This is a genomic window from Pseudomonas sp. NPDC089743 (genome assembly GCF_044748785.1).
In the GTDB taxonomy this organism is placed as follows: Bacteria; Pseudomonadota; Gammaproteobacteria; order Pseudomonadales; family Pseudomonadaceae; genus Aquipseudomonas; species Aquipseudomonas putida_X.
Window position 1 is genome coordinate 182,986 of record NZ_JBIVGS010000010.1, and the last position, 15,796, is coordinate 198,781.

Below are 15,796 nucleotides of genomic sequence, written 5' to 3' on the forward strand. Positions count from 1 at the left end.
GATTATGAAACCTATAACTTTGCTGGACTGCACTTTGCGTGACGGTGGTTACTATAATTCATGGGATTTTTCAGATTCCCTGATTGAAGAGTATCTGCAAGCGATGGTCAGTATTGGGGTTGACTATGTTGAGCTAGGGTTGCGTACATTTAATCGCGATAGGTTCTTTGGTGGTTGTGCTTATACTACAGATAGTTTCCTTGATTCTTTGCGAATACCTTCAGGTCTTAAATTGGGTGTGATGATTAATGCTAGTGACTTTGTTAGTGACATAGAAAAAATTGAAAGTAGATTAGAGCAGCTATTTAATCATGCTGATGACTCACCTCTAAGCCTTGTCCGGATTGCATGCCATGTGCATGAATTCGAGAAAGCATTGCCCGCGGCTGCATGGTTAAAAGGGCAGGGGTATATGGTTGGATTCAATCTAATGCAAGTAGCTGACAGGCCTTTGGATGAGCTGTCTAGGCTTGCCAGAGCTGCGAGCCAATTTCCAATAGACGTTCTTTATTTCGCGGATTCTATGGGAAGCATGAATCCCACAAAAATTCATGAAGTAGTGAAGGCTTTTAAAGTAGGTTGGGGCGGACAACTTGGTATTCACACGCATGACAACATGGGTCAAGCTCTGGCAAACACTATAGCGGCGGTGGAGTCCGGCGTTGACTGGGTGGACGGTACCGTCACCGGCATGGGGCGCGGTCCCGGGAATGTCAAAACTGAATATTTAGTATTAGCGCTGGAAGCACACAGGAGTCGTAACTGCAATATTACGCCATTATTGACGTTGATTCGTGAGCATTTTCAACCTATGCAAGTTAAGCATGGCTGGGGGAGTAATCCATATTATTATCTTGCTGGAAAATATGGTATCCATCCATCCTATATTCAAGAAATGTTGGCTGACACTCGTTATAACGAAGAAGACATATTGGCGGTAATTGATCACCTCAAGACCGAGGGCGGAAAGAAATTTAGTCTATCGACACTGGAAGCTGCTAGGCATTTTTTCCGAGGAGAGCCAAGAGGTAATTGGAACCCAACTCCGATGCTTGAAGGTAAAGATATCCTGATCTTAGGGGCTGGCCCAGGTGTCTGCACACATAGAACAGCAATTGAGACATTTATTCGGACGCAAAAGCCATTTGTTATTGCTTTGAATACTGAGAAAAGTATTTCAGACGAGTTAATAGATATTCGAGCTGCTTGTCATCCCGTTCGTTTGTTAGCAGATTGCGAAGAACACGCTCGTTTACCGCAACCACTGGCGATACCGGCATCCATGCTTCCTGACGATGTCCGGCTGGCATTGGGAGATAAAGAGGTATTAGATTTTGGTCTTCACGTAGTTCCAGAAAAGTTTGTTTTTCATGAAAATTACGCCCAAGTACCTACATCCCTTGTAATAGCTTACGCATTGGCCATCGCAACAAGTGGTCAAGGAAAGTCGATATATCTTGCGGGCTTTGATGGCTACAGTTCAGACGATCCAAGAAGACAAGAATCAGATAAAATATTCCAAGAATATCAAAAAGCTGAGAAGGCGCTGCCACTTATAGCGATTACACCCACGCTATATGAAATAAAATGCTGCTCTGTTTATGCTCTTAATTCATAATATTGGTTAGAGAAATGAAAACGGTAATCGTCATACCTGCGCGTTATAAATCTTCTCGTTACCCTGGAAAGCCCTTAGTACCACTTTTGGGTAAGCCAATGATCTTGTGGGTGGCTGAGTTATGTGCTAAGGCTGTACCTAAATCTGATGTTTACATCGCAACAGACGATCAGCGGATCGGAGATGTGGTAAGTAATGCTGGATTCAATGTAGTTTATACAAGTGAAAATGCATTGACTGGCACGGACAGAGTGGCTGAATTTGCATTGAAGGTAAAGGCTGATTTTTATATAAATGTCCAGGGCGATGAACCACTCATAGATCCACAGGATATTATAAATATAATCGAACAAAAGAGGCGTACGCCGTCAGATATTGTCAATGGATACTGTTGTATTTCTGAGGATGAGGATGTGGGGAGTGTGAATATTCCTAAGGTTATCTTTACTGAGGATGGCCGAATGATATATATGTCACGATCCGCAATACCAGGTTACAAAACCTCGGAAAATAAACCTGCTAGCTTCTTTAAACAGGTGTGCATATATGCATTTGGTCCTGAGGACCTTAGAAAGTATAGTGAGTTCAATCGTAAGAGCACTCTTGAACAAAGCGAGGATATCGAAATACTTCGGTTTCTAGAATGGGGGGCGACCATTAGGATGGTTAAAACATCTCCTGGTACCTATGCCGTAGATGTGCCAAGTGATGTCGACATAGTCGAGAAGGAATTGAGGAAGATTCATCATGCTTGATGTAACTGCGTACAATACCATTGTATTTGATTGCGATGGCGTTTTACTTGATTCAAACAAGGTTAAGACGGAAGCCTTTTATAAGGCTGCGCTTGAGTATGGAGAGCCTGCAGCGCTCAGTCTTGTTGACCACCATGTTCGAAACGGCGGTATTTCCAGGTACAAAAAATTTGAGTTTTTTTTGACAGACATAGTAAAAAAAGAAACCTTTGAAGAGTTTGAGTTAAAGCTACTTCTAGATAAATACTCGAATTTTGTGTGGGAAGGGCTGTTGAATTGCGAGATTGCGGGTGGTTTGGAAAGACTACGTGAAAATACTAGTGAGGCCCGTTGGTTAGTGGCTTCGGGGGGGGATCAGGATGAGCTTCGTAGATTATTCAAAGAAAGAGGAATTATCGACTATTTTGATGGAGGGATTTATGGTAGCCCTTGCACAAAAGAATCTATTTTACAAAGCGCTCTAGATAAAGGTGTTATTTCTGGATCTGTCCTTTTTGTGGGTGATAGTCGTTATGACTATACCGTAGCAGATCATATGAGATTTGACTTTGTTTTCTTAACAGAATGGTCAGAATTTGAAGATTGGAAAGACTTTTTTAAGAGCCCGGGCAATATCCCAGTATCAATAATGAAAAATATTATGGAGCTGTCTTCAAGCTATGCTAAGTAAAATAGTTGGGAAGTATGCGCTAGCTCATTGGGCTTACACTATCATAGCTGTTTTCTATTGCAAATTGAGGGTTTTATATGTTTCTAGATTTTTAAGATCCAAGGGTTTGGAGGTTCTTTCTCGAGGTGAAATTGTTGGAAAAATTAAAGAGCGAACAATCTGGAAAAGTTCCGAAGTGTGTCATGTTGTCGGGTCTGGTTGGTCACTAAATAGAAGCAAGATTGAAATTGAAAAAAATGATTTCGTTATCGGGTTCAACTATGCTGGCATTTATGATCTAAATTACGATGCCTATTTTGTTGAGTTCGGCGGCATAGGTGTGTCCAAGGTCGCTATTTCACATAAAAATATTGTCGATAATGTTGTGTCAAAAAGCACAGATATTATTTTGTTCAAGAACCTCTGGGAGTCAAAGAATGACAAATACTTTATCGAAAAAAAATGGGGGCAATCGGTTAAATACGCAAAAGATTATGTCGTTCCTTGCATAAGAGAAGCGTCACTTAAAGGGATTTTGGAGAACTGTCTGAATGAAAGCGGAATGTATCTGCCCCAATACACTTCGACTGCTTTGACTTGCGTGTTTTTGATGTATTTCAGCGGGTATAAGAGTATCGTTTTGCACGGAATAGATTTCGGTGGTCAGTATTTTTATGAGGCAAGTGATTTTGATGGGGATCGCGATTATTGCCCTCAATTGGAAGTGAGCGATAAGTTTTATAAGGCGACAACGATAAATACTGTTCATCCCACTGCCACCTCAAGTGTTGGTATGAAAACAGCAATTCCTATATTGGCAAGCCTACTAGCTCATAGGGGGGTTACGCTTTACGCTGCACATGAGAGTTCGCCGCTGAGTAGTTTTTTGCCAGTTTATAAAAAATAAGGTAACTATTTTGATTTACACATTTTTCTATGTGTTAATAAGGCTGATTTCATTTGGCAGGTTGAATTCAGGGGGGTGGTTAGTTTTACTTTCGTTTATGCTGATAGTGTTGGCTGCTATTCGATCGCCGGAGGTTTCGGACGACTATTATAACTATATAAACTATTATAGTTTGATGATATCTGTAGATAAGTTTAGTTTTGGTTTGCCCGTTGAGCCTGGATTTTACTTTTTAGCTAAGGCTTCCGAGGTGTTAACCGGCAGCCATCTAATGCTTTTTATTGCTTTTGCTGCTTTAGGCGTTGGTATAAAGTCTTATGTCTTTAAGAATTATGCTGAGTTTTCGCTTGTAAGTTTGCTTATTTATTTTTCTTTTTACTATTTTCAATTTGAGTTTGCTCATATCCGCGTTGGCGTGGCGGTGGGAATCCTATATCTTTGTTTTTTTTTATCGCTTGAGCGTGCTAATTCAATATGGATAATAGCAGGAGTTGCCCTGGCGATGTTATTCCATTACAGCTCCTTGTGTTTTTTGGTTTCTTTAGTTGCCTACTGGCTTGCAAACAGCAGGTATAGCTATCTCGCTATACTTAGCTATTTAATCCTATCGGCAGCTTTAATCGTATGCTTTTACCTCGGGATAGGCGCTAAAGACGCCATTAGACTCATTTCTAACTTGGACTTTACGGGAAAGCTAAATTATTACTTAGAAGTGTTGGATGATGGTGTTTTGACTCGTATTAACGTATTTAATAGGCTTGGAATGCATGTAATAGCATACCTACTCATGATCTCAGGTTATAAACGTATCAAAAATCTTGGTCATATAGCGCTTGTCCATTTGCATGGGTTTGGGATTTTGTTCTTTTGTATGTTCGCTCAGATCCCGGTCGTGGCCTATAGAATAAGCGACATCTTTTTATTCTCATCTGTGTTTACGGTACCCTTGTTAGCACACGTCAGACCTCAAATATTGACCAAATCATTTATATTTGCTTTCAGCCTGATTTATTTTGTGGTTATGGTTTTCTTTTCGGGTAATGAGGTTTATTATAAAACTATTTTTTAGGCTTACATTACTGATGAGAGCCTTGTTCACGACCAAAAAGCTTATTGACGCCTTTGCAGGCTAGCTGGAGAGAGAAAATGAAGAAAGCGTTGATCACCGGTGTCACAGGGCAGGATGGATCTTATCTGGCAGAGTTTCTTCTCGAAAAGGGTTACGAAGTTCACGGTATCAAGCGACGAGCCTCTTCCTTCAATACCCAACGCATTGATCATATATATCAAGATCCGCACATCGATAATCAAAAATTTATTCTTCACTATGGAGACTTAAGTGACTCCTCTAACCTGACAAGAATAATTAAGGAGGTTCAGCCCGATGAAGTTTACAATTTGGGGGCTCAGTCCCATGTCGCTGTAAGCTTCGAGTCCCCGGAATACACTGCCGATGTCGATGCTATGGGAACATTGCGTATACTAGAGGCGATTAGGCTGCTTGGGCTTGAGAAAAAAACTCGGTTTTATCAAGCCTCCACGTCTGAGTTATATGGGCTGGTGCAAGAAATACCGCAGAAGGAAACTACGCCGTTCTACCCAAGATCTCCTTATGCGGTAGCAAAGCTGTACGCATATTGGATTACGGTGAACTACCGCGAATCTTATGGGATGTACGCATGTAATGGTATACTTTTTAACCATGAATCTCCCCGCCGCGGTGAAACATTCGTAACTCGCAAGATTACAAGAGGCTTAGCAAATATTGCTCAGGGGCTGGAGCAGTGCCTCTATATGGGAAATATGGATGCGCTACGTGATTGGGGGCATGCCAAAGATTACGTCCGTATGCAATGGATGATGCTGCAACAAGATGAGGCGGAAGACTTTGTAATCGCTACTGGTGTCCAGTACTCGGTAAGAGATTTCATTCGGTGGTCTGCAGCTGAATTGGGAATTACTGTTCGCTTCGAAGGTGTTGGAATTGATGAGGTCGTAGTTGTAGAAAATATCAGTGGTGACGCTGCGCCTGCATTAGAGGTTGGCGATGTAATAGTAAGAGTTGATCCTCGTTATTTCCGTCCTGCCGAAGTAGAAACGTTGCTTGGCGATCCATCCTTGGCAAAAAATAAATTAGGTTGGACTCCTGAAATTACTGTTCAGGAAATGTGCGCTGAAATGGTGAGTGAGGATTTGAAAATTGCTCAACGGCACGCGTTACTAAAACTCCATGGGCATGATGTTCCTGTTTCGGTAGAGAATTGATTATGACTTCTTCGTTGCGTGATGTTGTGTTTGTCGCTGGCCATCAAGGTATGGTTGGTTCTGCGATAGTTAGGCATCTCAAGGCAAAAGGGTATTCGAATATAATTCATGCTGAAAAACAAGATCTTGATTTAACCAGTCAGGCGAGTGTCAACTCATTTTTCTCATCGCGTAAAATTGATCAAGTCTACTTAGCAGCGGCAAAGGTTGGTGGGATTCATGCTAATAACGAATATCCAGCTGATTTCATTTACAATAATTTGCTAATAGAGGCAAATGTTATACACGCGGCTCACTCTAACGATGTGCAGAGCCTTTTGTTCCTTGGCTCCTCGTGTATTTATCCAAAACAGGCCCCGCAACCTATGTCAGAAGACGCACTATTGACGGGGCAATTAGAGCCGACAAACGAACCCTATGCCATTGCAAAAATTGCAGGAATTAAATTGTGTGAAAGTTATAATCGGCAGTATGGTAGAGACTATAGAAGTGTAATGCCTACTAATCTATATGGTCCGCATGATAACTTCCATCAAAGTAACAGCCATGTCATACCTGCATTGCTACGACGCTTTCATGAAGCAATCACTACTGGTGAGGAAGAGGTTGTTATTTGGGGGAGTGGGAGCCCGAGGCGAGAATTCCTGCATGTTGATGATATGGCATCAGCCTCCGTATATGTAATGGAACTTGAACATCAAGCGTATCAGGCTAATACCTTGCCCATGCAGTCTCACATTAATGTGGGTACTGGGGTTGATTGCTCTATTAAGGAATTGGCCGAAATTGTTGCGAAGGTTTCCGGGTTTGCTGGAAAATTAGTTTTTGACCGAAGTAAACCTGATGGAGCGCCTCGTAAGCTACTGGATGTCTCTAGGCTCAAAAATTTAGGGTGGCAAGCATCCATAAACTTGGAGGCTGGACTTGCTGAGGCATACAGTTGGTATGTTGAGAACTTGCCTACGGCTAGATGTTCTTAGCGGTCTGTCCTGCGTTGTATGCGGTCGGTGCCGTTTTTACATTCGGCACTACATCATATTCAGTAGAATTTACTTGCTGCAACTGTAGTAAGATAATATCTAGTTTTTTTCATTCCGATTGATATTAACAGGGGGCGACATGCTCTTTCCGATTATTATGGCTGGCGGCAGTGGTTCTCGGCTGTGGCCCCTATCCCGAGAGCGGTTTCCAAAGCAGTTTTTGACCCTTTCGAATGACAATTATTCGATGCTTCAAGCCACTGTTAAACGTTTAGACGGATTAGACATCTCCCCACCTGTACTAATCTGTAATGAAGAGCATCGATTCCTTGCCGCTGAACAAATGCGTGTCATGGGATACGATACTTCAAATATCATACTTGAACCGGTGGGTCGTAACACTGCTCCTGCAATTGCTTTGGCTGCTCTGAGACTTTGTGAAAAAGGAGACGATCCAGTTCTACTAGTTCTGGCCGCCGATCACGTAATCCGCAATTCTGATGCGTTTCAATTGGCAGTTAGGGATGCCTATGATATAGCGCTTAAAGGTAAACTGGTAACATTTGGTATTGTGCCTGATAGGCCCGAGACTGGTTATGGCTATATACAGAAGGGGGAAGCGCTTTGCGGAGGAGGAGTTACTGTAAAGAGGTTTGTCGAAAAGCCTGATCTTGAAACTGCCAATAAATATGTACAAAGCGGAGAGTTTCTCTGGAATAGCGGAATGTTTATGTTTCGTGCAAAGCGTTATTTAGAAGAGTTGCAGAAACATGCACCAAATGTGTTATCGTGCTGTATGCGTGCTTTAAACGGTGGGGCGGATGATTTACATTTCACTCGTGTTGACGAGCATGAGTTTAATTCTTGTCCTAGTATTTCTATTGACTATGCCGTTATGGAAAAAACTGATCATGCGGCGATGGTTGCTTTAAATGCAGGGTGGAATGACGTCGGATCTTGGTCTGCGTTATGGGATATAGCTGAAAAAGATTCGGAAGGTAATGCCTGTAAGGGCGATGTGTTAGCCAATAACACGTCAGGCTCCTATATACATGCTACAAGCCGGCTTGTAGCAACCGTTGGCGTAAGAGATCTTATTGTTATTGATACAAAAGATGCTTTGTTGGTCGCCCACAAATCTGAAGTGCAATCCGTCAAAACGATCGTAGAGAAGCTGAGAGCTTCGAATCGCAATGAATCTGTCTCTCATAGAGAGGTCTACAGGCCCTGGGGGATTTACGATTGCATAGACGCAGGTGAGCGCTATCAAGTTAAACGCATCATGGTTAATCCCGGCGCCAAGCTCTCTGTGCAAATGCATCACCATCGAGCTGAGCATTGGATAGTTGTCAGTGGCACAGCTAAGGTTACAAATGGTGAGAAGACGTATTTAGTCACAGAAAATCAATCGACTTATATTCCAGTAGGCCAGATTCACGCATTGGAAAATCCCGGCGTTATCCCTCTAGAGCTGATTGAAGTCCAATCAGGTTCATATTTAGGGGAAGATGATATAGTTAGATTTGAAGATCGCTACGGCCGTAGCTGAGTACTAATAAATTGAAAATTATAGTTGCTAGTTGTGTTTTTCCTCCCGAGCCGGTGGTAAGTGCGAGGACTAGTGTAGATGTGGCTACGTATCTTCATGATGTAGGGCATGAGGTTGTGGTCGCTTGTCCTCGACCCAGTAGAAATATTGGAACCACTACAGGTCCAAAGTATCTTTCAGAGCTTACATTCCCATTTGATGTTAAAAGACTTTTCGCTATATCTTCAAAAAAGTCTACGTTTGCTTCCCGTTTTGTTGAGAACATATCTTTTGGTTTCTCTATTTTTTTATTCTTGCTAACTCGTCGGAAAGTTGATGTCGTCTATGCTAATGTTTGGCCAATATTTTCTTTGGGTTTGATTACCCTGGCCTGTAGGCTTCGAAAAATCAGGTTAGTTGCTAGTATTCAAGATCTCTACCCGGAATCACTCGCGGTTCAAAATCGTATCTCAAATCAAAGTTTATTATATCGATCCCTGTATGCTATGGACTCGATCATAGCCAAACAATGCGATCATCTGCTTGTGATTTCCGACGGGTTTAAAAAATCATATCTCTCCAGAGGTATTGATCCTTCCCAAGTCACCGTTCTAAGGAACTGGGTAAAGAGCGATGTGGTGGTGGTCATTGATAAAATTATAGCAAGATCAAACTTAAATAAATTATTAAAGCTTGATTTAGACTCAGAAGACATTCTTTGTGTTTATGGGGGAAACATCGGAGTGGCGTCCGGCTTGGACGAGTTTTTTAAATCTCTTCAATATATAGATGAGCGCGTAAAGTTCCTGTTGGCAGGCGAGGGTTCATTGCTGCACGAATTAAAGAAACAGCTTCAGGGTAGCCCGCAAGAGCAGCGTATTTATTTTGTTAGTCCCTGGAAGTCTGAGCTGACTTCGGACGTGCTTTGTTCTGCAGACATTTTAATATTGCCCACGGCCCAGGGGCAAGAATTTGCATCGGTACCGTCAAAGTTAATCACTTATATGCTTTCTTCGCGGCCTATATTCCTTATGGCGGACAGTCGGAGTGAGTCGGCAGCAGAATTGACAAAAGCTCGGGCTGGTGTCGTGGCTTCCAATAGAGACCCGAGGAAGGTGGCAGAGAGTTTAAACGAATTAGTTGCGTTCTCTACTGCGATCCGTAATGAGATGGGGGTACAGGGGAGAAATTATGCCGAAAATTGCTATTCTGATAAAAATGCTTTAGAAAACATTAATAGAATTTTGGGGGCTGCCTGTGAGAGTTGAGCGTCTAGTTTCCCCTAGGCTTGAGCATTTAACGGCGTTATCTAAATTGCATGTTAGGGCTTTCCCAGGATTTTTTCTCAGCTCACTAGGGGAGCGCTTTTTGAATTTGCTTTATAAATCTTACATTGAAGCAGAGGATTGTGCCTGTTTTGCGTCATTTCGCGAGACTGATGGCGAAGTTGAAATTATTGGTTCGATAGTTGTAATATCCAAGCCGGCTTATTTTTACAAGTCTATTTTTCGCGCTAATGGGCTGAGATTCGCTGTTTATGCTATCCCTAGTCTTTTAAAAAATACATTGACTGTAGCTAAGAAGTTGTTCTCAGCTGTATTTTATAGAGGAGACGCAGATCACGATCCAGAGTTTTCCGATGCGGGCCTAATAGCCTCCATTTGTGTATCTCCTGACGCTCAGGGTTTAGGGGTTGGACGGGAGATGCTCAAATATGCTGAGGGTTGGGCGGCGGATAGAAAATTGAATGCTGTTTTTTTACTTACTGACAAGGATCATAACGATGCGGTCAACTTATTCTATGTCAAAAATGGTTATGAGTTAAATTCCGTCCTGAAAAAATCTGGAGGCCGTCTAATGAATCGTTATATTAAGTTTTTTAAGGGTTAATATATGTCTAATAATTTTCTACCTTTTGCATTGCCAGAAATCGGTGAGGATGAGATAAATGAGGTTGTTGATACACTTCGCTCCGGTTGGGTTACTACAGGACCTAAAGCAAAGCAGTTTGAAAACGATTTTTCATGTTTCATAGGCGGGAATGTAGAAAGTATTGCTGTTAACTCCGCAACTGCTGGGCTTCACCTTGCTTTGGAGGCTATAGGTGTTGGACCTGGCGACGAAGTGATTGTCCCTACCTACACATTTACTGCAACGGCAGAGGTGGTTCGCTACTTAGGAGCGCAACCTATATTCGTTGATGTTCTGGATGCGACTTTAAATATCTCTCCCACTGAAATAGAAAAATCCATTACGCCACGTACCAAGGCTATTGTTCCAGTGCATTTTGCAGGGTTGAGTTGTGACATGCGCTCGATTCTAAAAATCGCCAAAAAACATAATCTGAAGGTTGTAGAAGATGCGGCGCACGCTTTACCCACAACCTTTGAAGGGCAGAAGATAGGTACGCTAGCTTCCGATATCACTGTGTTCAGTTTTTATGCAAATAAAACGATGACAACGGGTGAGGGAGGAATGGTGGTAACACAGTGTCACGAACTCGCTAAGCGTTGCAGAGTTATGAGGCTTCATGGTATTAGCCGTGATGCATTTGACCGATACACTTCTAAGACACCATCTTGGTTCTACGAGGTGGTCGCCCCTGGTTTCAAATATAATATGAGTGACCTAGCCGCAGCGATAGGTATACATCAACTAAAGCGGTTGCCAGCGTTTCAAGAAAAACGAGAGGCCATGGCGCAGTATTATAATAACGAATTGTCTAACTTGCCCGTATTGCTTCCAGTAGGTGCTCCCGATGGAGATATGCATGCTCGTCATTTATATACCATCAGGTTATTGCCTGAAGCTGGTATCTCTCGTGACGATTTTATCGTAAAAATGTCTGACCTCGGTATTGGTTGTTCTGTCCATTTTATTCCTTTGCATTTGCAACCCTACTGGCGTGACAGCTGTAATTTAAATAGTTCTGATTATCCAGTCTCTCAGCATATTTTTGAACAGGTCTGCTCGATACCATTGTATACAAAGATGGATAATTCTGATCTTGAGAGAGTTGTTTCGGCTGTCAAGCAGGTAATTGCAAATGCTTAAACGTATGTTTGATGTGTTCGCTTCACTCGTCGGATTGTTATTTCTTTCTCCGGTCTTTATTGCTCTTGCTATCTGGATAAAGCTTGATTCTACAGGCCCCGTTTTTTTTCGGCAGACAAGAGTTGGGCGCTTCGGCAAAACATTCAATATTCATAAGTTTAGAACTATGAGGGTTGATTCTGAGAAGGCAGGGCGGCTAACCGTTGGTAATGACTCTCGAGTTACTAAGTCGGGCAGGTTTTTGCGAAAGTATAAATTAGATGAGTTGCCGCAACTTATCGATGTACTCCGTGGAAAAATGAGCCTAGTTGGCCCACGCCCTGAGGTTCAAGAATTTATAAACTGTTACCCAGTGAACGTTAGGCAGCAGGTCTTATCGATCCGCCCAGGCATAACAGATCGTGCGGCTATAGAGATGGTTGATGAGAATGAAATACTATCCAAGTATGCAGATCCGCGCCAAGCATATATTGATATAATTTTGCCTATCAAGCAAAATTATTATTTAGACTATGTTTCTAGGCAGACCTTTTTTCTTGATCTTCAAATTATCCTCGCTACTATTGTAAAGGTTTTTTCAAGATAGGCGTTAGGGTTTTGGTCTATATTGTTGTGTGTTGCCGTTCGTAGAAACTTCGATTCTACAATAGCACATTGTTTTCAGGGTTATGAAGCTGGGAGGGGTAATGCTTCAGGCTAAGTTGCTGGGGATGAGTCGTAACTCAAAACGTATCCTGCAAGTTGTTGCGGATATTTTTTTGATATGGGCAGCATTATGGTTGGCGTTTGTTGTCCGTCTTGGGGTTGATAATCTTGTCAATCCGTTTGGTCCATATGCTTGGTTGTTCGTTGTTGCACCTTTGCTCTCGGTGCCTTTGTTTGTGCGCTTTGGAATGTATCGGGCCGTTATGCGTTATTTGGGTAATGACGCCTTATGGGCTATTGCAAAGGCTGTATCTCTTGCGGCTCTATTTCTTGCCCTGGCTGTATATTGGTATAGAGATGCTCCCGAAACAGTTCCTAGGTCGTTAGTCTTTAATTATTGGTGGCTTAGTTTGATGTTTGTCGGTGGCCTTCGATTGTTCATGCGACAATTTTTTTTAGGAGATTGGTACGCGATAGGATTACACCTTCCGTTTGGAGGTAAGGGTAAAACTCTTCCTCCAGTGGCTATTTATGGTGCCGGCGCTGCAGGAAACCAACTCCTCAACGCATTACGTATGGGCAGAGTAATGAGGCCCGTCGCCTTCATAGATGATGATGAAGGTGTTTCAGGTAGGGTCATCTCTGGGCTTCAAGTATTTCGTGGTGATGACATACAGAGCATGATAGATATAACTGGCGCTGAGGAGATTCTACTAGCCATTCCTTCTTGTAGCAGAGCTCGTCGCCGGGAAATTCTCGGTTACCTAGAGAATTACTCTATTCACGTTAGAAGTATTCCGGGCTTCATGGATCTGGCAAGCGGACGTGTAAAGGTTGATGATATTCAGGAGGTGGATATCGCTGATTTACTTGGCCGTGACCCCGTGCCAGCACAATGTGATTTGTTGGCACGCTGTATTGATGGTTGTGTGGTTATGGTTACTGGTGCTGGTGGATCGATTGGCTCAGAATTGTGCCGACAAATTATAACATTAAGACCCAAAGCCATTTTGTTGCTGGATCATAGCGAATTTAATCTATACAGCATACTAGGCGAGCTTGAGCGGAGGGTAGCTAGTGTGTCGCTGCCCATTGAGGTCGTTCCGTTCTTAGGATCAGTCAGAAATCAGAAACAAATGTTTGATCTGATGAGCAGGTGGAAGGTTGATACAGTTTATCACGCCGCCGCGTATAAACATGTACCCATGGTGGAACATAATATCGCAGAAGGAATCCATAATAACTTAATGGGTACTTTGTGTGCCGCTCAAGCTGCTGTACAAGCGAGTGTTTCAAATTTTGTGTTGGTTTCAACGGATAAGGCGGTCCGGCCTACCAATGTGATGGGCAGTACAAAGCGGTTAGCCGAGATGACACTGCAAGCGTTGAGCAAAGAATCTTCTCTTTCTTTTTACGGGTGCAAAGGCAACAGCTCGCATAGTAATAATACTCGATTCACTATGGTTCGATTTGGGAATGTATTAGGTTCTTCTGGTTCGGTAATACCTTTATTTCATAAGCAAATAAGCTCTGGTGGGCCTCTTACTGTAACTCACCCCAAAATAACCCGTTACTTTATGACTATTCCAGAGGCTGCTCAGCTAGTAATCCAAGCAGGATCTTTAGGGCGAGGCGGAGATGTGTTCGTTCTTGACATGGGCGAACCCGTGCGAATTGCAGCCTTAGCTGAAAAAATGATTCATTTGTCTGGCCTCAGCATAAAGTCAGAGAAAAACCCGCATGGAGATATTGCTATAGAATTTACAGGTCTCCGCCCGGGCGAAAAGCTTTATGAAGAGCTTCTAATTGGAGACAATGTCTCACTTACACAGCATCCAATGATTATGACTGCTAATGAAGACTATATGGGGTGGGAGCGCCTCAAGGATCAGTTGTCAATATTGATGGTGGCAGTCTACGAAGAAGATTTTACGCGAGTGCGTCAGCACCTTCGTGAACTTGTTAGCGGCTATTCCCCTGAGGGCGAGATAGTTGATTGGGTATATCAAAAGCGTCGGCAAGACCCCTGAGGAAACTCCGCGCAAAGCCTCAAACGCACTTAAAATGCACCTACCCACTTAATTCGAGCCTTCGATTATCCAGATGAGCTTTTCCGATTTCGAATTTTCTGGCAAGGCCAAGCAAATATGCTGCGAAAGGTTGCGTCTCGAGTTAGATCAGTTCGTGAGCTGGACCGTCCTGCTTGGGTTAACATGCTGTTCAATCCCAAGGCCGGCGCCGGGTGGAATCCTCCAAGCTGGAAACCATGTTGGAGCGCTTTATGAAATCACGTCCATGCGCCAGTTCACGCGTCATGTGTTCAGCGTGCGGATCCCCGAAGGCACCCCGATCACGAACTTCCGGCACTTACTGGAGAAGCATGAGCTAGGGCCTGCGCTATTCACGCTCGCAGTTCAACCAAGAACCAGGAAGGAAAGCTCAATGCCGTGATGCATCAGACGTATCTGCTCCATGAAACCCACATTCCAGCGACTACTTGAAGCACGATGCTGCGCTCCCGATTTCTTTCTGGAGCCAGTCCGCCATGATCTGTCCCGACAGCAAAGTTGAAAAGGTTTACCTAGTCGTCGTGTCCAGTACGCTCTACAAGGCCAAGCGCGAGATCGAATGCCGCAGGACTCTGGCGCAGGCTCTGATCGAACATCCAAACCAGGTGAGCAAACGGCAGCTAGAGTACGTGAACGTGCTTTTTTATATACGGATGCCCCCCTGTTCAATTGTAAGCGATCCATAAACCCCACCCGTTACATGGGGGAAAGTCAGGTATTCGAGTCGGGTATCTGCCCCGCTTTAGTCCTTAACCCGAACAATTGGTCTGCTAGCTGCCGGCCTCGCTCCATTCCCTCAGTCGTCAACCAGATGGATTTGTTTCTGTTAACTGGATCACTGATGAAACCCTGTTCATGCAGTCGATTCATGATCTCGAAGTCGAATCCTTTCCACGCGTTACCTTTGTCGGAGCTATAGGCTGCCAACAGGGCAAGCACTGCGTCTTCAATCAATCTATCGTCGTAGTCCATGGTTACTCCGCTCTTGTTCTTCAAAGACTTCGTAGGCCTCACCTGACCCACGATGGGTAAAGCACCTAGCTATGTATTTTAGGCGTGCAATTCCACGGCAGCAGCGCTTCGTAGTCTTCCACTACGCACGCCTGCGGCAGGCGTTCCAGTGCGTGGCGCAGCCACGCATAGGGTTCTTGGCCGTTGGCTTTGGCCGTTTCTACCAAGCTGTAAAGTTGTGCGCTGGCAGTGGCACCTTTGGGCGTGTCACTGAACAACCGTAAGTGCTCCATGAACCCCACATTCAAAGCGCTTACCTGATGCCCGATGCTGTGCTCCCGATTTCCTTCTGGAGCCAGCCCTGCATGATGCGCC

15 protein-coding genes are annotated in these 15,796 nt (G+C 43.6%); 13 read left to right on the top strand and 2 right to left on the bottom strand.

Annotated elements, in window-relative coordinates; genetic code table 11:
* Positions 1-4 precede the first annotated feature (4 nt).
* The 13 genes from ACIPZC_RS18470 (at position 5) to ACIPZC_RS18530 (ending at position 14,431) form a co-directional block, all read left to right on the top strand.
* Positions 5-1,618 carry an aldolase catalytic domain-containing protein gene (locus tag ACIPZC_RS18470; RefSeq protein WP_400628640.1) on the top strand — a complete coding sequence of 538 codons (1,614 nt, stop codon included), beginning with the start codon at positions 5-7 and terminating at the stop codon, positions 1,616-1,618.
* A 14-nt stretch (positions 1,619-1,632) separates the two neighbouring features.
* Positions 1,633-2,373, top strand: a complete 741-nt coding sequence (locus ACIPZC_RS18475) for a 3-deoxy-manno-octulosonate cytidylyltransferase (protein WP_400628642.1) — start codon at positions 1,633-1,635, stop codon at positions 2,371-2,373.
* Positions 2,366-3,043, top strand: coding sequence for an HAD family hydrolase (locus tag ACIPZC_RS18480; protein WP_400628644.1), 678 nt, complete (start codon positions 2,366-2,368; stop codon positions 3,041-3,043). The genes ACIPZC_RS18475 and ACIPZC_RS18480 overlap by 8 nt, the downstream gene beginning before the upstream one ends.
* Before the next feature lie 106 nt (positions 3,044-3,149).
* Positions 3,150-3,929 (top strand): hypothetical protein, encoded by a 780-nt coding sequence (locus ACIPZC_RS18485; protein WP_400628646.1) that lies wholly within the window; start codon positions 3,150-3,152, stop codon positions 3,927-3,929.
* Positions 3,930-3,939: 10 nt separating this feature from the next.
* Positions 3,940-4,998 (top strand): EpsG family protein, encoded by a 1,059-nt coding sequence (locus ACIPZC_RS18490; protein WP_400628648.1) that lies wholly within the window; start codon positions 3,940-3,942, stop codon positions 4,996-4,998.
* Between the two features lie 77 nt (positions 4,999-5,075).
* Positions 5,076-6,194 (top strand): GDP-mannose 4,6-dehydratase, encoded by a 1,119-nt coding sequence (gene gmd, locus ACIPZC_RS18495; protein ID WP_400628650.1) that lies wholly within the window; start codon positions 5,076-5,078, stop codon positions 6,192-6,194.
* Positions 6,195-6,196: 2 nt separating this feature from the next.
* A complete protein-coding gene (locus tag ACIPZC_RS18500; RefSeq protein WP_400628652.1) occupies positions 6,197-7,174 on the top strand; it encodes a GDP-L-fucose synthase family protein in 978 nt (325 codons plus the stop codon).
* A gap of 139 nt (positions 7,175-7,313) precedes the next feature.
* Complete coding sequence (locus tag ACIPZC_RS18505) at positions 7,314-8,723, top strand: mannose-1-phosphate guanylyltransferase/mannose-6-phosphate isomerase (RefSeq protein ID WP_400628654.1); 1,410 nt, start codon at positions 7,314-7,316, stop codon at positions 8,721-8,723.
* Positions 8,724-8,776: 53 nt separating this feature from the next.
* A complete protein-coding gene (locus ACIPZC_RS18510) occupies positions 8,777-9,970 on the top strand; it encodes a glycosyltransferase family 4 protein (protein ID WP_400628673.1) in 1,194 nt (397 codons plus the stop codon).
* Positions 9,960-10,592 (top strand): GNAT family N-acetyltransferase, encoded by a 633-nt coding sequence (locus ACIPZC_RS18515; RefSeq protein WP_400628656.1) that lies wholly within the window; start codon positions 9,960-9,962, stop codon positions 10,590-10,592. Before ACIPZC_RS18510 ends, ACIPZC_RS18515 begins: the two co-directional genes overlap by 11 nt.
* Positions 10,593-10,595: 3 nt before the next feature.
* Complete coding sequence (locus ACIPZC_RS18520) at positions 10,596-11,756, top strand: DegT/DnrJ/EryC1/StrS family aminotransferase (protein WP_400628658.1); 1,161 nt, start codon at positions 10,596-10,598, stop codon at positions 11,754-11,756.
* Positions 11,749-12,342 (top strand): sugar transferase, encoded by a 594-nt coding sequence (locus ACIPZC_RS18525; RefSeq protein WP_400628660.1) that lies wholly within the window; start codon positions 11,749-11,751, stop codon positions 12,340-12,342. The genes ACIPZC_RS18520 and ACIPZC_RS18525 overlap by 8 nt, the downstream gene beginning before the upstream one ends.
* Positions 12,343-12,442: 100 nt before the next feature.
* A complete protein-coding gene (locus ACIPZC_RS18530; protein ID WP_400628662.1) occupies positions 12,443-14,431 on the top strand; it encodes a polysaccharide biosynthesis protein in 1,989 nt (662 codons plus the stop codon).
* Between the two features lie 750 nt (positions 14,432-15,181).
* Here the strand turns inward: ACIPZC_RS18530 and ACIPZC_RS18535 are convergent.
* Positions 15,182-15,442, bottom strand: coding sequence for a DUF6429 family protein (locus tag ACIPZC_RS18535; protein WP_400628664.1), 261 nt, complete (start codon positions 15,440-15,442; stop codon positions 15,182-15,184).
* Positions 15,443-15,507: 65 nt separating this feature from the next.
* The coding region (locus tag ACIPZC_RS18540; protein ID WP_400628666.1) for a transposase domain-containing protein at positions 15,508-15,796 on the bottom strand (289 nt) is incomplete at its 5' end.